We start from the raw sequence: 15,902 nt of genomic DNA, 5'->3' as shown, positions 1-15,902 counted from the left end.
CATCACCTCCTTCACCACCTCAAGAGCGCGGCCATACCGCCACGCTCAAGAAGCCTTCTTTCGGCCTCTCCCCGCACGAACTCCAGCTTGGCGGCGTACCCCGCGGCCAGCTCCGGCGCCACCAGGGCCAGGGGCTTGGCCTCGAGGCTTTCGCAAAAGCCCAAAGCCTCGGCCTCATCGGCGAAGTAGAGGCCGTGGCAGGCGTAGACGCTCTCTTCCAGGTTCCAGGGAAGGACCCAAAGCTCCACCCGGCCTTCCTGCAGGCGGGCCAGGGCCTCCCGGCCGAAGGCCACCTTGGGGTAGGCCTCCTCCAGGCTTTGGAGAAGCCTTACCTCGGCCTGGCGCTCCACCTCCTCCAAGACCGGCTCCAGGCGCTTGAGCACCTCCCCTGGGGAGGCCCCGGGGTGGGGGAGGGAGGGGAGCTCGGCCACCACCTTTTCCCGCAAGCGCTTGGGCAGGTGGCCCAGGAAGAGCTTGGTGTGCTCCTCGGGGCCCATGAGGACGAGGCGGGTGAAGCCCCGCTCCGCCCAGAGCTTTTCCAGCTCGCCCGCCAGGGCCTTGTAGAAGCGGCCCTCCCAAGCCTCGAGGCGCTTGGCGAAGAGGTCCTGGCCCGCCCCGCCCCGGGCGATGCCCCCCAGGTTGAACCGGCGGCCCGGGGCGTCCAGGGAAAGGCGGCGCCAGGCCTCGGTGTCCAGGGCCAGGAAGGCGTCCTGGACCTCGGCGATCTCCCCCAGGAAGATTTCAAAGACCCGCCACTTCTCCCGGTCCACGTAGACCACGCCGTAGCGCTCGTACTCGTCCAGGGCGTAGACCAGGGGGAGGAGGAAGGGCTCGCCCCAGTGGGCCAGGACCCCGTCGGTGAGGAGGCGGCTTGCCTTTTCGTCCACGAAGGTGGTCTTGAGGGCGCTCACCAAGGGCAGCTCCACCTGCAAGGGGTAAAGCTCCATGCGGGCCTCATCGGCGAAGAGGGCCAGGGTTTTGGCCTGGATGACCTCGTGCTTGAGGAGTTCCAGCACCCTTTCCGCCAGGTCCTCGGGCACCCGGAGGGCCTTCATGGCGTCCTTGGCCCTAAGGGCGTAGGCCCGGCCGGCGTTTTCCGGCTTGGCGGGGTTCAGGTCCACGTAGAGGGAAAGGGTGGGGGTCTTGAGGCCTTCCAGGCTTTCCTTGATGCGGCGGATCTCCTCTTTGCCAATCATAGGCTACCTCCTAGAAGGGCGATGGCCTTGCGCACCGCTTCCTGGTTGAGCCGCTCCTCCTGGCCTAGCCGGGTGAAGAGGGCCTCCAGCTCGGGGTCGGGGAGGGTGCTTTCCAGGTAGTAGGTCCGGTCAAACCCCTCCTCGGAGAGGAGGCGGAGGAGGGCTTCAGGGCCTTCTTCCTCGGGCTTGGGGGCGGGGGGAAGGGGGGCCTTTAGGCGCCGCAGGGCCTCGGCGATGGCCTGGGCGTGGGCGCGCTCCCTTTCCGCCACCTCCAGGACCAAGGCCTTGAGGTGGGGATAAGGGATCCCTTCCGCCGCCCTCTCCGCCCTGAGGGCGTCCAGGAGCTCGTCCTGGTAAGCCTTCTGCAAAACCTCCTCTACCCTCATGGCTTCCTCCCCTCAGGCCACCAGGCGCTCGGCGGTCTGGAAGATGAGGCCCGTGGGCCCGGCCTCCACCACCACCCGGTCGCCTTCCTTGACCTCGCCCGCCAGGATCTTCTTGGCCAGAGGCGTCTCCAGCTCCCGCTGGATGACCCGCTTGAGGGGCCTGGCCCCGAAGACCGGGTCGTAGCCCCTTTCCGCCAGGAAGTCCTTGGCGGACTCGGTGAGCTCCAGGGAGATGCGCTTCTCGGCGAGCCGTGCCCGGAGGTAAGAGAGCTGGATCTCCACGATCTGGCGGATCTGCTCCTGGGAAAGGGGCCGGAAGACCACGATCTCGTCCAGGCGGTTCAGGAACTCGGGGCGGAAGTGCTGTTGCAAGACCCTAAAGACCTCCTCCCGGATCCTTTCGTAGGGCCAGCCTTTCTGAATCCCCTCCAAGATCAATGGGCTTCCGAGGTTGGAGGTGAGGATGATGACGCTGTTGCGGAAGTCCACGGTGCGGCCATGGCTGTCGGTGAGGCGGCCGTCGTCCAGGATCTGCAAGAGGATGTTGAAGACGTCGGGGTGGGCCTTCTCCATCTCGTCAAAGAGGATGACCGTGTAGGGCCTCCTTCGCACCACCTCGGTGAGCTGGCCCCCCTCCTCGTAGCCCACGTAGCCGGGCGGGGCCCCGATGAGGCGGCTTACGGCGTGCTTTTCCATGTACTCCGTCATGTCGATGCGCACCATGGCCTCCTCGGTGTCAAAGAGGGTGGCGGCCAGGGTCTTGGCCAGCTCGGTCTTCCCCACCCCCGTGGGCCCCAGGAAGAGGAAGCTCCCGATGGGACGGTTGGGGTCCTTGAGGCCGGCCCGGGCCCGGCGGATGGCGTCGGCCACCGCCCCTATGGCCTCCTCTTGGCCCACCACCCGCTTGTGGAGCTCCTCCTCGAGCCTCAAGAGCTTCTCCCTTTCCCCTTCCAAAAGCTTCGCCACGGGGATCCCCGTCCAGCGGGAGACGATCTCGGCGATGTCCTCCTCGGTGACCTCGAGGCGCACGAAGCGGGCGCCCCGGAGCTTTTCCGAAAGGGCCTCCACCTCGGCCTCGAGGCGGGGAAGCTCCCCGTAGCGGAGTTCGGCGGCCCGGTTCAGGTCGTACTGCCGCTCGGCGAGTTCAATCTCCCGCCTAACCTCGTCCAGGCGGTGCTGGGCTTCCCGGAGCTTCCTCAGGATCTCCCTCTCGGCCTCCCACTCCGCCTTGAGCTTCTCTATCTCCTTGGCGAGCCCGGCGATTTCCTCCTCAATGGCCTTGAGGCGCTCCAAGGAATCGGGGTCCTTCTCCTTCCTCAGGGCCTCCCGCTCGATCTCCAGCTGGAGCTTCTTGCGCTCCAGGGCGTCAATCTCCTCGGGAGCGCTCTCCAAAGCCATGCGCAGGCGGGCCGCCGCCTCGTCCACCAGGTCGATGGCCTTGTCGGGGAGGCGCCTTTCTGGGATGTAGCGGTGGGAGAGGACCGCCGCCGCCACCAGGGCCGGGTCGGAGATGCGCACCCCGTGGTGCACCTCGTATTTCTCCTTGATGCCCCGGAGGATGGAGATGGTGTCCTCCACGCTGGGCTCGTCCACGTAGACCGGCTGGAACCGCCGCTCCAAGGCGGGGTCCTTCTCGATCTCCCGGTACTCGTCCAGGGTGGTGGCCCCGATGAGCCTGAGCTCCCCCCGGGCGAGAGGGGGCTTGAGCATGTTGCCGGCGTCCACGGCGCCCTCGGCCCTGCCCGCCCCCACCACGGTGTGGAGCTCGTCGATGAAGAGGATGATCTCCCCTTGGCTCCCCACCACCTCCTGGATCACCGCCTTCAAGCGCTCCTCAAACTCGCCCCGGTACTTGGCCCCGGCCAGGAGGGAGCCCATCTGCAAGGAGACGATGCGCTTGCCCTTGAGGCCCTCGGGCACGTCCCCCTTGACGATGCGCTGGGCCAGGCCCTCCACGATGGCCGTCTTGCCCACGCCGGGCTCGCCGATGAGCACCGGGTTGTTCTTGGTGCGCCGAAGGAGGATCTGGATGGTGCGGCGGATCTCCTCGTCCCGCCCGATCACCGGGTCCAGCTTGCCCTCGGCGGCCAGCTTGGTCAGGTCAATGCCGTACTGCTCCAAGGCGTTGTAAGTGCTCTCCGCGTGTTCCGTTTGCACGTTTTTCCCTCCTCTCAATTCCCAAAGGGCCTTCTTTAGGGCCTCCAGTCCGGGTAGCCCCGGGGTGGCTTCCCCCAAGGCCAGGACCAGGGTGTCCAGGGCCACGTACCGGTCCTTGAGTTCCTCCATGAGGGCCTCGGCCCGGTTCAGGGCCCCGGAAAGCCTGGGGGTGAGGTACTGGCCCACCTCGGCTCCCTCCACCCGGGGCAGCCGGGCGAGCTCCTTCTCCTGGAGCTCCTTAAGGGCCTGGGGATCGGCCCCGGCCTTTTCCAAGAGGCGCCAGGCCAGGCTTCCCGGCTCCTTGAGGAGCACCCTCCAAAGGTGGGGTAGGTCTATGGCCTGGTGCTTCATCTCCCGGGCCAAGACCTGGGCCTGGGCCAGGGCTTCCCGTGCAGCTTGGGTCCAGCGTTCCAGGTTCATACCCTCCTGCCCTCCCTTGCTGCTCTTAGCATATCTCTTGACAAATGCATTGTCAAGAGATATGAGGAAAGAAGCCCCAAATGCCTGAGCCCGAAGGAGAGGAAGGGAAAGGCTACCCTGATTGTAAGGGATGCCGGGGGGGAAGGATGTCCCTAGCGGTTTTCCAGGATCTCCACCACCAAGGCCGCCCCGATGAGGTTGGCCCCCAGGTCCTTGCGGATGCGCTCGGCCCTGGCCATGCGCAGGAGGTCCTCCTCCCGGAAGTACCAGGTGCCTTCTACCTCCAAGGGCTCCACGAAGCCGATCGCCACGTAGGCCCGCACGGCCGCCAAGGAAAGGCCGTACTCGGAGAGGGCCTCGAGGGAAAGCCAGCCGCTACGCACGAGCATAGTAGGCCTCCGCCAGCTTCTTCCAAAGGGCCTCCTCCTCGGGGGTGGGGCGCTCGGGGATGGTGACCCGCACCTCGAGGTAGAGGTCCCCCCGGCCCGCGGGCCCGGGGAAGCCCTTGCCCTTGAGCCGGAGCTTCCTGCCCGCCTGGGTCCTTGGGGGGACGGTGACCTCCACGGGGCCCTCCAGGGTCATGGCCCGCACCTTTCCCCCCACCACGGCGATGGGGGCGGGCACGTCCAGGGTGGCGTAGAGGTCCTGGCCCTCGAGGCGGAAGCGGGGGTGTGGGAGGAGGCGCACGGTGAGGAGGAGGTCCCCCGGGGGCTCCCCAGGTCCCCCCATCCCCGGCACCCGGATCGCGCTCCCCTCCCGCACCCCGGGCGGGATGCGGACGGAAACGCGCCTACCCGCCACCTCCACCACCCTCTCCCCGCCGTGGAAGGCCTCCTCCAGGGTGAGGGGAAGCTCGGCCCTAAGGTCCCGCCCCTTGCGGCTCCGCCGCCCGAAGCCGCCGAAAAGGCCAGGGCCGAAGAGCTCCTGGAAGAACTCGGAGAAGTCCTCCACCTCAAACCCGGAGAAGTCGTACCCCCCAGGGGGTGGAGGGGGAGGCGGGGTGGTGGTGCCGTAGGCGTCGTAGATCCGGCGCTTCTCGGGGTCGGAGAGGACGGCGTAGGCCTCGTTGATCTCCTTGAACCTCTCCTCCGCCTCGGGGCTCTTGTTGACGTCCGGGTGGTACTGGCGGGCCAGGCGTTTGTAGGCCCGCTTGATCTCCTCCTGGGTGGCGTTCCGGGGCACCCCGAGGATGGCGTAGTAGTCCTTCTTGGCCGCCATAGGCTACTCCAGGTCCGCCTCTTCCCGCTTCTCCTCGCCCACGGCCACCCGGGCCGGGCGCACCAGGGCCTCGCCCAGGCGGAAGCCCCGCTGGAAGACCTTGGCCACCTTCCCCGGCTCCCCCGGGAGGAGGCCCACGGCCTCGTGGTACCTGGGGTCAAAGGCCTCCCCTTCCCCGGGCACCTCCTCCACGCCGAGACCGGCCAGGATGCGGAAGAAGCCGTCCCGGACCGCCTTCACCCCTTGGCGGATGCTCTCGGGGCTCGCCTCGGCGAACTCCAGGGCCCGGTCCAGGTCGTCCAGGACGGGAAGGAGGGCCCTCAGGGCCTTGAGCACGCCCTCCCGCTCCCGCGCCCTGAGCTCCTCCTCCATGCGCTTGCGGTAGTTGTCGAAGTCGGCGAGGAGGCGGAGGTACTTGTCCTTGAGGCCCTTCAGCTCCTCCTCCGCCGCCTTCAGGCGCTCCTCCAGGGCCTGGGCCTCCTGGCCCACGGCCTCTAGGTCTTTCTCCAGGGTGTTCTCGTGGTTCCGCTCCTCCATGGGCCCTCCCTAAAAGGGCCCCACCCTAAGAGGGGCGGGGCCCCGGCCTTGCGCCTTAGTCCGCGGGCTTGTAGTCGGCGTCGATCACGTCGTCCGGTCCCCTGCCCGAGGCCGCCTGGGCGCCCCTCTCGTACTCCTCCACCGCCTTAAGGAGCTCCTCCGTGGCCGCCTTGAGCTCGGGGTCGGGGGCGTCCCGCTCCACGAGCTCCTTGGCCCTTTGGATGGCGGCCTCGAGGCGGGCCCTGGCCTCCGGGGCCCCCTGCTTCTCCTGGAGGACCCTTTCCGCCTGGACGCGGGCCGAGTCCAAGGCGTTCTTGAGCTCGGCGTGCTCCTTGCGCTTGCGGTCCTCCTCGGCGTGGCGCTTGGCCTCCTCAATGATCCGCTGGATCTCCTCCTCGGAGAGGGTGGTGGTGTTCTGGATGGTGATGGAGGCCTCGCGCCCCGTGGACTTCTCCCTGGCGGTCACGTGGAGGATGCCGTTGGCGTCGATGTCAAAGCAGACCTCGATCTGGGGAACGCCCGCGGGCATGGGGGGGATGCCCTCGAGGCGGAAGCGGCCCAGGCTCTTGTTGTCTTGGGCCATGGGGCGCTCCCCCTGGAGGACGTGGATCTCCACGGCGGTCTGGTTGTGCTCGGCGGTGGTGAAGATCTCGCACTTGCGGGTGGGGATGGTGGTGTTCCGGGGGATGAGGACGGTCATCACCCCGCCCTTGGTCTCCACGCCCAGGGAGAGGGGGGTGACGTCCAGAAGGACCACGTCCTGGACCTCGCCCATGAGCACCCCGGCCTGGATGGCGGCCCCCATGGCCACCACCTCGTCGGGGTTCACGGAGCGGTTGGGCTCCTTGCCCAAAAGCTCCTTCACCACCCGCTGGACGGCGGGCACCCGGGTGGCCCCGCCCACGAGGATCACCTCGTCAATCTGGGCGGGGGTGAGGCCCGCGTCCTTCAGGGCCTGCTCCACGGGGCCCCTGAGGCGCTTGAGGAGGGGCTGGATCAGCTCCTCAAACTTGGCCCGGGTGAGCTTCTTCTCCAGGTGGAGGGGGGTCTTGCTGGCCGGGTCCAGGGCGATGAAGGGTAGGCTGATGGTGGTCTCCAGGGTGCTGGAGAGCTCAATCTTGGCCTTCTCCGCCGCCTCAATGAGCCGTTGCAGGGCCTGGCGGTCGGCCTTGAGGTCCACGCCGTGCTCCTTCTTGAACTCCTCGGCGAGCCAGTTGACGATGGCGTGGTCCATGTCCGACCCGCCCAGGTGGGTGTCCCCGGAGGTGGCCTTCACCTCAAAGACCCCCTCGCCGATCTCCAGGATGGTGACGTCAAAGGTCCCGCCCCCCAGGTCAAAGACGAGGACGGTCTCGTTCCCCTTCTTGTCCAGGCCGTAGGCCAAAGCGGCGGCGGTGGGCTCGTTGATGATGCGCAAGACCTCCAGCCCCGCGATCCTGCCGGCGTTGGCCGTGGCCTCCCGCTGGGCGTTGTTGAAGTAGGCGGGCACGGTGATCACCGCCTTGGTGATCCTTTCCCCGAGCTTCTTGGAGGCGTCCTCCACCAGCTTGCGGAGGATCATGGCGCTGATCTCCTCGGGGGTGTAGAGCTTGCCCTTGACCTCCACCCGCACGCCCCCATCGGGCCCGGGGACCACCTTGTAGGGGACCCGCTTGGCCTCCTCCTGGACCTCCTCAAAGCGGCGGCCGATGAAGCGCTTGATCTCAAAGATCGTCCCCTCGGGGTTCAGGACCGCCTGGCGCTTGGCCATGCGGCCCACCAGGGTCTCCCCGTCGCGGAAGGCCACCACGCTAGGGGTGACCCTTTCCCCTTCGGCGTTCTCCAACACCACGGGCTTGCCGCCTTCCAGGACGGCGATCACGCTGTTGGTGGTACCCAGGTCAATGCCCACTGCCTTGGCCATAACGCACCTCTCCCTTCTAGCGTAAGGGATTCGGAATAACCTTGTCAAGAGAGTTGAGCGTATTTGTATCATGGTGCCCCAGGCTACCCGGGCCTCCTCCCTTTCGTGTACCTTAGGGATAGACATGTCCCGTTTGCCTCTTAACTTTCTGATCTTCCTCTTGGGCCTTCTCTTCCTGGCGTGGGCCTTCAGCCTGGCGGGAACCACGGGCGGCTCCGGGGGTGGGGTGAACTACACCACCTTCCTCGAGGACCTCAAGGCGGGCCGGGTGAAGGAGGTGGTGGTGCGCTCGGGGGAGACCCGCATCCAGGGGACCCTGGTGGACGGCTCTTCCTTCACCACCTACGCCGCAAGCCCCCCCGACAACGCCGCCCTCGAGGCCTGGATGCGCCAGGGGGTGAGCGTGCGGGTGGAACCCCCCCAGGGGCAAAACCCTTTGGGCTTTCTCTGGCCCCTTCTCCTGGTGGGCCTCCTCATCGGGGCGCTCTTCTACTTCTCCCGCTCCGGGCGGGCGGGGCCCTCGGACTCGGCCTTCAGCTTCACCAAGAGCCGGGCCAAGGTCCTCACCGAGGCCCCCAAGGTCACCTTCAAGGACGTGGCCGGGGCGGAGGAGGCCAAGGAGGAGCTTAGGGAGATCGTGGAGTTCCTGAAAAACCCCGGCCGCTTCCACGAGATGGGGGCCCGCATCCCCAAGGGGGTGCTTCTGGTGGGGCCCCCGGGGGTGGGGAAGACCCACATCGCCCGGGCGGTGGCGGGGGAGGCCCGGGTGCCCTTCATCACCGCCTCGGGCTCCGACTTCGTGGAGATGTTCGTGGGCGTGGGGGCGGCCAGGGTCAGGGACCTCTTTGAGACCGCCAAGCGCCACGCTCCCTGCATCGTCTTCATTGACGAGATTGACGCCGTAGGGAGGAAGCGGGGAAGCGGGGTGGGGGGCGGGAACGACGAGCGGGAGCAGACCTTAAACCAGCTCCTGGTGGAGATGGACGGTTTTGAGAAGGACTCCACTATCATTGTGATGGCCGCTACCAATCGCCCGGACGTCCTGGACCCGGCCCTCCTCCGCCCCGGGCGCTTTGACCGCCAGGTGGCCATCGACGCCCCCGATGTGCGGGGAAGGGAACAGATCCTGAGGATCCACGCCCGGGGAAAGCCCCTGGCGGAGGACGTGGACCTGGCCCTTCTCGCCAAGCGCACCCCGGGCTTCGTGGGGGCGGACCTGGAGAACCTCCTGAACGAGGCCGCCCTCCTCGCCGCCCGGGAGGGGCGGAAGAAGATCACCATGAAAGACCTCGAGGAGGCCGCCGACCGGGTGATGATGGGCCCGGCCAAGAAGAGCCTGGTCCTCACCCCCCGCGACCGCAGGATCACCGCCTACCACGAGGCCGGGCACGCTCTGGCGGCCCACTTCCTGGAGCACGCCGACGGGGTGCACAAGGTGACCATCGTGCCCCGGGGAAGGGCCTTGGGCTTCATGATGCCCAGGCGGGAGGACATGCTCCACTGGTCCAGGAAGCGGCTTCTGGACCAGATCGCCGTGGCCCTGGCGGGAAGGGCGGCGGAGGAGCTGGTCTTCGAGGACGTGACCACGGGGGCGGAGAACGACTTCCGCCAGGCCACGGAGCTCGCCCGTCGGATGATCACCGAGTGGGGCATGCACCCCGAGTTCGGCCCCGTGGCCTACGCCGTGCGGGAGGATACCTACTTGGGCGGGTACGATGTCCGCCAGTACTCCGAGGAGACGGCCAAGCGCATTGACGAGGCGGTGCGGCGCCTCATCGAGGAGCAGTACCAGAGGGTGAAAAGCCTCCTCCTGGAAAAGCGGGAGGTCTTGGAGCGGGTGGCGGAAACCCTCCTGGAGCGGGAAACCCTTACCGCCGAGGAGTTCCAAAAGGTGGTGGAGGGACTGCCCCTGGAGGAGCCCAAGGCCCTGGAGCCCAAGGAGGAGAAGGAGGCCCCCCGCGTGGTGCCCAAGGTCAAGCCCGGCGGGGCCCTGGGCGGGGCCTAAGTGGGGCACGTAGGTGCTAGAAGGCATAACCCGGGGAGGGCTTCCTCCCCGGGGGAAGGGAATAGCTTACTTCTTGACCTTTTCCTTGAGGGCCTTACCCGGCTTGAAGGCGGGGTACTGGGTGGCGGGGATCTTGATCTTCTCCTTGGTGCCGGGCTTCACGCCGGTGCGGGCCTTGCGCTTGCGCACCTCAAAGGTGCCGAAGCCGGTGAGCTGCACCTTGTTGCCGACCGCCAGGGCTTCTTCCACCTTGCCCAAGAGGGCGTCCACCGCCGCCTTCACGTCCTTCTTCTTGAGGCCCGTGGCCGCAGCCACCTGGTCCACCAGATCCGCTTTGGTTACCGTCTTCTTTGCTGCCATTCTTCACCTCCTTCCTCTTTTCCCTTCCGGGCGGAATATATCACGCTTGAGGAGCTTTCCGCAATACCCCTGCCCATTTTTATACTTGTGTATAGCTATGTATGATAACGAAAGCATTGGCTCTAGCGGTAGCGGGAGAGGAGAAGTTCCCGTACCCGGGCCTCTATCTCTCGGGTGAGGTTTTCTAGCTCCTGATGGGTGACCCTGCTTTTCCTTGGAACGGGGATGGGTTCCCCGTAGACCACCCGGATGGGGCGGCGAAACCGGAAGAACTTTTTCCCCACGGGCCAGGCCTCCTCTGTGCCCATGACCGCCACGGGCACCACCCATGCGCCCGTGCGCAAGGCGATGGCCGCCACCCCGGTTTTGAAAGGCTGGAGCTTCCCGCTGCGGCTCCGGGTGCCCTCGGGGAAGATGCCGAAGGCCATGCCCTTCTCCAGGGCCCGGATGGCGTTTTTCACGGCGGCGAGGTCTCCCGTGCCCCGCTCTACGGGGATGGCGTACAAGCGGGGAAGGAGCCAGGAAAGGAAGGGGAGCCGGAAAACGTCGGCCCGGGCGAGGAAGCTCACCGGCCGCCCTACCCCTGCCCCGATGGCGATGGGGTCCAGGATGGAGAGGTGGTTGGCCGCTAGGATCACCGGGCCTACCTTGGGCACCTTTTCTGCGCCCTCTACCCGGTAGCCGAAAAGGAGGTGGAGGAGGGACCGGGCCAGGTACCAGGCGGCCCGGTAGACGGGGTTGGGCTTCGTGGCCTCCACGGTCCTCAGTCTAAGGCGCGCAAGGCGCGGAGGGCTTCCAGGTGGGCGAGCCTCAGGGGCTCGGGAAGGCGGTAGCGGGTGGGAAGGCTTCGGACGAAGTCCAGGGCCTCCTCCAGCCCCACCCGGTGCCCCGGGGAGACGTAGAGGGGTTTGACCCCGGTCCGGCTCCGGTAGGCGTAGCCTATGGGCCTGCCATCCGGGGCGAGGAGGCGGACGGCGCTTCCCGCTTCGCGAGGGAGGGGCCTCTCCAGGCGGCCAAAGAGGAGGCTTTTGGCCACGCCGATGCTGGGCAGGTCCAGGTGGACCCCCAGGTGGCTGGCGATGCCCAGGCCCCTGGGATGGGCGATGCCCTGCCCGTCCACCAGGAGGGCCTCTGGGGTCTCGGGGAGGGCCTTCAAGGCCTCCAAGTAGGCGGGGGCCTCCCGGAAGGAGAGAAAGCCCGGGATGTAGGGGAAGAGCTCCGCCTCGAGGAGAAGGCCCTTCCCCACGAAGAGGGGCCCCCTTTCCCGGTGGTAAAGGAGGGCCACGGCCAAAAGGGGCTTCCCCCGCTTGTGGGAGGCGTCCAGGGCGGCGATGCGCCTGGCCCCGGCCAGGCTCCCCTCCACCTTTACCCGACGGGCCAGGGCCCGTTGCAGGGCCAGGGCCTCCTCCAGGCTCTCCGGCCTAGGGAAGGGGGGAACTTCCACTAGCTCACCTCTCTCAGCCTTTCCAGCACCTCTTGGTCCGAAGGGTCCACCCCGTAGAGCAGGGCCAGGTAGTAGGCGGTCCAGGCCAGGCGGTACCACAGGGCCACGGCCTGGGCGAGGCGGCTCCCCTCCGGGGCGGGCACCTCGGCCATGGCGTCCACCCGGGTCTCCAGAATCTCCTTGGCCAGGGAGGCGGCCTCCCCCCCTCCCAGGAGGACCGCCGCCAGGGGGTCACCTTGCTCGTGGCGGGCCTCGAGGCCCGTGAGGAAGAACTCCAGGGCGCTATGGGGCGGGGTCAAGGAGAGGCTTTTGCCGATGCGGGCGAAGAGGCTCTGGGCGGCCTCCTCTAGGGGGCGGAAGAAGGGGCTATAGAAGAGGGGAAGCCTTTCCAGGAGGGTGTAGGCCAGGAACTTGGCGGGGTTTTCCCCAAGGGGGACCTCGGGGGTCAGGCGGCGCCTTTCCTGGAGCAGGGCCCCGTCCACCTCCTTTAGGGCCCCCTCCTGCCCCGTGGCCAGGAGGAGGAAGCGCAGGTAGCGGTAGGGGCTTAGGGGGCTTGGGGGGAGGTAGACCTCCACCCCTTCCCGGAAGCCCACCCGCACCACCCCGGCCTTTCCCGTCTCCGCCAAGAGGCCCATGGCCGCCGCCTCCCCTAGGTCGTACCCTCCTTCCAGGAGGAAGAGGGTTCCTTCCTCCACCCATTCCGGGAGGGAGAGGAGCCGGGCGGCGAACCACCCTTCCCCGTAGGCCAAGACCCCGTGGGGGCCGGGGTAAGGGGCGGGGGGCACGGGGCCCGTGCCCACCAGGTCCCGTAGCTCCAGGGCCAGGCCCCTGCGGTCCACCAGGTAGGTTTCCTCGCGGTCCAGGTCGCGCATGTCCCTTATGCTAAACCCCGTGCGCTTCTTTGAGCCCCAACCCGTGCCCCGCATCTGGGGCGGGGAGAGCCTGGGTTTTGGCCCCGGCATCGGCGAGGTGTGGCTGGCTGAGGAGCCCCTCCTGGTCAAGCTCCTAGACCCCAAGGCGTGGCTTTCCGTCCAGGTCCACCCGCCCCACGCCTACGCCCTGAGGGTGGAAGGAAAGCCGGGGAAGTACGAGGCCTGGTACGTCCTCTTCCCCGGGGAGATCGTCTACGGCTTTAGCCGTCCCGTGACCCGGGAGGAGGTGCTATGGCGGGCCCAGGCGGGCACCCTGGACGAGGTCTTGAACCGGGTGTGGGTGGAGCCCGGCCAGGTGGTCTACCTACCCGCCGGTACCGTCCATGCCCTGGGGCCCGGGGTCAGGGTCTACGAGGTGCAGACCCCCTCGGACCTCACCTACCGCCTTTACGATTACGGCCGTCCCCGGGAGCTCCACCTGGAAAAGGCCCTGGAGGTGGCCCTTCTGGAGCCTACCCCCATCCCTCAGGTCCGCCTCCAGCCGGTGGAAGGCGGGGAGAGGCTTCTTCTAACGCCTTATTTCCGCCTCTGCCGTTACCCCTTGAGGGGGCGGCTTGCCCTGAGGCCGGAAGCTCCCTCCCTCCTCACCCTCCTAGAGGGGGAGGCCCGCCTGGGGGAGAGGGTCTTGCGGCCCTTCGCCACCTTTCTCCTGGAGCCTGGGGAGGAGGCCCTTCTGGAAGGGGAGGGGCTTCTCCTGGGGGCTAGCCCTGGAGGCGCTGGATGAGGGCTTCCACCCGGGGGGAAGGCCTTTCCCGGAGCTCTTCCCAGAGCCTCTTCCGGTAGCGCTCCAGGTGGGCTTGGGCCCGGGCCCGCTGCCCCCGGGCCAGGCACCCTTCCACCAGGGGGAGGAGGGCCTCCTCGTCCAGGGGGTCCAGCTCCAGGAGGCGCTCCAGGTACCTGGGCTCCCCTTTCTTGAGGAAAAGGGCCCGCACCCGGTGGAAGACCTCCTCCCGCTTCCGGTCCAGAAGGGGGTGGTCCAGGCCGGGGAAAAGGGGCTCTTGGTAGAGGGCGTGGACCCTCTCCGCCTCCTCCTTCTCCAGGGCCTCCTCCAGGGCGTGGAGGTCGCAGTCCACCCGCTTTAGGCCCTCCTCCAGGAGGTAGGTGGGCACCCCCCAGGGTTCCAGGAGCTTCTTGAGCCGGGCGAGCCACACGTAGAGGTTGTTGAGGGCCGCCTCCTCGGAGAGGTCGGGCCAGAGGGCGAAGGCGATCTCCTCCCGGGGAAGCCCGAGGAGGAGGAGGGCGAAGACCTCCCTGGCCCTGCCCCTCAGGGCCACCTCTCCCAAGGGGGTTTCCACCCGATAGCGGCCCAGCGCGAAGACCTTAAGGGGCGGGATCTCCGGAAGCCTCAGGAGGATGGCCTCCTTCCAGCCGCTTTGGAGCACCTCCAGGAGGGGGTAGCGCCGGGCGAGCTCCGGCCGCTTCCGGGGGAGGAGCCCTAGGGGCACGAGGCCCACCAGGACCCTTTCTCCGGCGTCCGTGAGGGAGAGGAGGGCCTCGAGGTCTTCCTCTCGCCGCAAGAGGCGGTAGCGGGCGGCGTGCCAAAGGAGGCGCTCCTCCCGCTCCTCGGGGTAGGGGGGAAGGAGGGCCGGGTCTTCCTGGAGGAGGGCCCGGGCGAGGGAGGGGAAAAAGCCCGTGAGGCCCTCGAGGAGGCTTGCCTCCCGGCGGAGCTCGGCGAGGAGGGCCTTTCCCCGCTCCACCAGGTAGGGGCTTTCCCAGAGCTCCGCCTGGGCCACCAGGCGGGAAAGCGCCTCGGCGTCTTTCTCCAGGTGGGCGAGGAGCATCCGGGCCTCGAGGGCGGCCAAGGGGTGGCCCTCGGCCTCCAGGGCCCTTTCCAGGTAGCCCCGGGCCTTTTCCCCTTCTCCCAAGAGGAGGTAAAGCCGCCCCAGGTCCCGGAGGTGCCCCGCCAGGTTGGCGGGGGCGAGGGGGCCTAAAAGCCCCACCGCCTCCTCCAAGGCGGCGATGCGCCCGAGGAGGCTTCCTTCCCGCTCAAAGCGCAGGAAGGCCAGGTTGGTGAGGGGGGCGAGGCGGTAGGGGCTTCCCATGGGAAGCCGCCTTAGGGCCTCTTCCAGGAGGGCCTGGGCTTCCTCTAGGTTCCCCTCCTCGTAGGGGACGCGGGCGGCGTCGTTGAGGAAGCGCCCGGCGAGCTCCCCCTCCACCCGGTCCAGGAGGGCGAGGCCCTTTTCCAGGTGGGCGCGGGCCTCGAGGAGGTTCTTCCCCAGGAGGGGCTCGGCCTGGTAGTAGGCCAGCTGGCCCAGGGCGTAAAGGGCCACGCCCGGGTCCGGGGAGGCCGCCAGGGGGGCGAGGAGGCCGAACCCCTCCCTCCTCCCCACCTGAAGGAGAGCCTCTCCCAGGCGGAGCCGGGCCCGGGGTCCTCCCCGTTCCAGGAGGGGGCGCCAGGCCAGGAGGCGCTCCGCCGGGAGGGGAAGGGTGAGGGGCCTTTCCAGGAGGCGGAGGAGCTCCTCCTCAAGCCCGGCCCCAAAGAGGGCCTCGGCCCAAAGCTCCGGGGGAAGCCTCCCTTCTGCCCGGCGCACCGCCCCCCGCACCTCCTCCTTGAGGAGGCCTAGGGCCATCTCCTTGAGCAGGGGGTGGAGCCGGTAGCCCGCAGGCACCTTCTGGAGAAGGCCCTTCTGGAAGAGGGCTTCCGTGTGGGGGAGGGCGCAGGAGAGAGGCAAAAGGGGGAGGGCGGCGAGGAGGAGCCCTTCTTGGAACTCCTCCTCTGAAAGGCTTTCCCTTAGGCCCTGGAGGAGGGCCTGGGCCTCCGGGGGCCTTCCGGTGAAGGCGGAGAGGAAGAGGGGAAGGGCCCATCCCCCCGTGGCCCGGTGGGCCTCCCGCCACCCCTCCCGCCCCCCGAAGAGGGCCTCCGCCTCCTCCTCGGTGAAGGCCAGGTCCGGGGCCTTTAGGTGGACCAGCCTCCCCACGGCCAGGAGCTTGGGAAGCTCGGGGTAGGGGAGGGGCTTGCGGCTCGTCAGAACCAGAAGGCAGGGGAGGGTGCGGAGGAGGGGGGAAAGGGCCTCCTCCCCGGTGAGGTCCTCGAGGACCACCAGGGTGGGTGCCTCCCCCAGGGCGGCCGCCACCGCCCCCCAGGGGGCCTCCCGGGGAAGGCCCAGGGCCTGGGCCAGGAGGGCCCTTGGCTCCCCCAAAAGGGCGCTGGCCCAGAGGGTGCGGAGGCCTAGCCTAGAGGCAAGCTGCCCCGCCAGGACGCTCTTGCCAAAGCCCGCCGGGGCCTCGAGGTGGACGCAAAAGCCCGGCTCCTCGGGGAGGAGGTCTAAAAGCCTTTTCCTTTCCAGGTAGACCGGGCTTGACCAGGCCAGGGCCATGCTTGATCTCTATTCTAACCAAGGCCC

The 15,902-nt window shown here is 68.1% G+C and carries 14 protein-coding genes; 2 read left to right on the top strand and 12 right to left on the bottom strand.

Annotated features, from left to right (window positions below):
- Positions 1-11: 11 nt before the first annotated feature.
- The 7 genes from ACY5J6_RS09880 to dnaK form a co-directional block, all read right to left on the bottom strand.
- Positions 12-1,196 (bottom strand): VLRF1 family aeRF1-type release factor, encoded by a 1,185-nt coding sequence (locus tag ACY5J6_RS09880; RefSeq protein WP_462844808.1) that lies wholly within the window; start codon positions 1,194-1,196, stop codon positions 12-14.
- Positions 1,193-1,582: a ferritin family protein gene (locus ACY5J6_RS09875; RefSeq protein WP_462844806.1), complete on the bottom strand. Its 390-nt coding sequence runs from the start codon at positions 1,580-1,582 to the stop codon at positions 1,193-1,195. The genes ACY5J6_RS09880 and ACY5J6_RS09875 overlap by 4 nt, the downstream gene beginning before the upstream one ends.
- Before the next feature lie 12 nt (positions 1,583-1,594).
- Positions 1,595-4,159, bottom strand: coding sequence for an ATP-dependent chaperone ClpB (clpB, locus tag ACY5J6_RS09870; protein ID WP_462844804.1), 2,565 nt, complete (start codon positions 4,157-4,159; stop codon positions 1,595-1,597).
- A 152-nt stretch (positions 4,160-4,311) separates the two neighbouring features.
- Entirely contained in the window at positions 4,312-4,548 is a 237-nt protein-coding gene (locus tag ACY5J6_RS09865) for a chaperone modulator CbpM (RefSeq protein ID WP_462844802.1), read from the bottom strand.
- Positions 4,535-5,377 (bottom strand): molecular chaperone DnaJ2, encoded by an 843-nt coding sequence (dnaJ2, locus tag ACY5J6_RS09860; protein ID WP_462844800.1) that lies wholly within the window; start codon positions 5,375-5,377, stop codon positions 4,535-4,537. The genes ACY5J6_RS09865 and dnaJ2 overlap by 14 nt, the downstream gene beginning before the upstream one ends.
- Positions 5,378-5,380: 3 nt before the next feature.
- Positions 5,381-5,914 carry a nucleotide exchange factor GrpE gene (gene gprE, locus ACY5J6_RS09855; RefSeq protein ID WP_462844798.1) on the bottom strand — a complete coding sequence of 178 codons (534 nt, stop codon included), beginning with the start codon at positions 5,912-5,914 and terminating at the stop codon, positions 5,381-5,383.
- 55 nt (positions 5,915-5,969) lie between these two features.
- On the bottom strand, positions 5,970-7,817 hold the full coding sequence (dnaK, locus tag ACY5J6_RS09850) for a molecular chaperone DnaK (RefSeq protein WP_462844796.1): 1,848 nt from the start codon (positions 7,815-7,817) through the stop codon (positions 5,970-5,972).
- 124 nt (positions 7,818-7,941) lie between these two features.
- Here dnaK and ftsH point away from each other — a divergent pair, with 124 nt between their 5' ends.
- On the top strand, positions 7,942-9,822 hold the full coding sequence (gene ftsH / locus ACY5J6_RS09845; protein ID WP_462844794.1) for an ATP-dependent zinc metalloprotease FtsH: 1,881 nt from the start codon (positions 7,942-7,944) through the stop codon (positions 9,820-9,822).
- A 66-nt stretch (positions 9,823-9,888) separates the two neighbouring features.
- Here ftsH and ACY5J6_RS09840 read toward each other — a convergent pair whose 3' ends face one another.
- The 4 genes from ACY5J6_RS09840 to ACY5J6_RS09825 form a co-directional block, all read right to left on the bottom strand.
- Positions 9,889-10,182, bottom strand: coding sequence for an HU family DNA-binding protein (locus ACY5J6_RS09840; protein ID WP_462844792.1), 294 nt, complete (start codon positions 10,180-10,182; stop codon positions 9,889-9,891).
- A gap of 122 nt (positions 10,183-10,304) precedes the next feature.
- Entirely contained in the window at positions 10,305-10,940 is a 636-nt protein-coding gene (locus ACY5J6_RS09835; RefSeq protein ID WP_462844790.1) for a lysophospholipid acyltransferase family protein, read from the bottom strand.
- 5 nt (positions 10,941-10,945) lie between these two features.
- Complete coding sequence (locus tag ACY5J6_RS09830; RefSeq protein WP_462844788.1) at positions 10,946-11,626, bottom strand: endonuclease V; 681 nt, start codon at positions 11,624-11,626, stop codon at positions 10,946-10,948.
- Positions 11,626-12,498, bottom strand: a complete 873-nt coding sequence (locus ACY5J6_RS09825; RefSeq protein ID WP_462844786.1) for an SIS domain-containing protein — start codon at positions 12,496-12,498, stop codon at positions 11,626-11,628. Before ACY5J6_RS09825 ends, ACY5J6_RS09830 begins: the two co-directional genes overlap by 1 nt.
- Before the next feature lie 19 nt (positions 12,499-12,517).
- Between ACY5J6_RS09825 and ACY5J6_RS09820 the strand changes: the two genes are divergently transcribed.
- Entirely contained in the window at positions 12,518-13,282 is a 765-nt protein-coding gene (locus tag ACY5J6_RS09820; protein WP_462844784.1) for a class I mannose-6-phosphate isomerase, read from the top strand.
- On the opposite strand, the gene ACY5J6_RS09815 is transcribed toward ACY5J6_RS09820, so the two are convergent.
- Positions 13,260-15,875 carry a transcriptional regulator gene (locus tag ACY5J6_RS09815; protein ID WP_462844782.1) on the bottom strand — a complete coding sequence of 872 codons (2,616 nt, stop codon included), beginning with the start codon at positions 15,873-15,875 and terminating at the stop codon, positions 13,260-13,262. The genes ACY5J6_RS09820 and ACY5J6_RS09815 overlap by 23 nt on opposite strands.
- Positions 15,876-15,902 lie beyond the last annotated feature (27 nt).

It is taken from the genome of Thermus sp. H19.2 (assembly GCF_054979525.1).
This window is presented reverse-complemented; position numbering and strand designations above follow the sequence as displayed.

Coding starts and splice junctions, on each gene's coding strand:
- ACY5J6_RS09840 (WP_462844792.1), bottom strand. CDS start 10,182: ATGGCAGCAAAGAAGACGGTAACCAAAGCGGATCTGGTGGACCAGGTG.
- clpB (WP_462844804.1), bottom strand. CDS start 4,159: ATGAACCTGGAACGCTGGACCCAAGCTGCACGGGAAGCCCTGGCCCAG.
- ftsH (WP_462844794.1), top strand. CDS start 7,942: ATGTCCCGTTTGCCTCTTAACTTTCTGATCTTCCTCTTGGGCCTTCTC.
- gprE (WP_462844798.1), bottom strand. CDS start 5,914: ATGGAGGAGCGGAACCACGAGAACACCCTGGAGAAAGACCTAGAGGCC.
- dnaJ2 (WP_462844800.1), bottom strand. CDS start 5,377: ATGGCGGCCAAGAAGGACTACTACGCCATCCTCGGGGTGCCCCGGAAC.
- ACY5J6_RS09815 (WP_462844782.1), bottom strand. CDS start 15,875: ATGGCCCTGGCCTGGTCAAGCCCGGTCTACCTGGAAAGGAAAAGGCTT.
- ACY5J6_RS09825 (WP_462844786.1), bottom strand. CDS start 12,498: ATGCGCGACCTGGACCGCGAGGAAACCTACCTGGTGGACCGCAGGGGC.
- dnaK (WP_462844796.1), bottom strand. CDS start 7,817: ATGGCCAAGGCAGTGGGCATTGACCTGGGTACCACCAACAGCGTGATC.
- ACY5J6_RS09875 (WP_462844806.1), bottom strand. CDS start 1,582: ATGAGGGTAGAGGAGGTTTTGCAGAAGGCTTACCAGGACGAGCTCCTG.
- ACY5J6_RS09880 (WP_462844808.1), bottom strand. CDS start 1,196: ATGATTGGCAAAGAGGAGATCCGCCGCATCAAGGAAAGCCTGGAAGGC.
- ACY5J6_RS09865 (WP_462844802.1), bottom strand. CDS start 4,548: ATGCTCGTGCGTAGCGGCTGGCTTTCCCTCGAGGCCCTCTCCGAGTAC.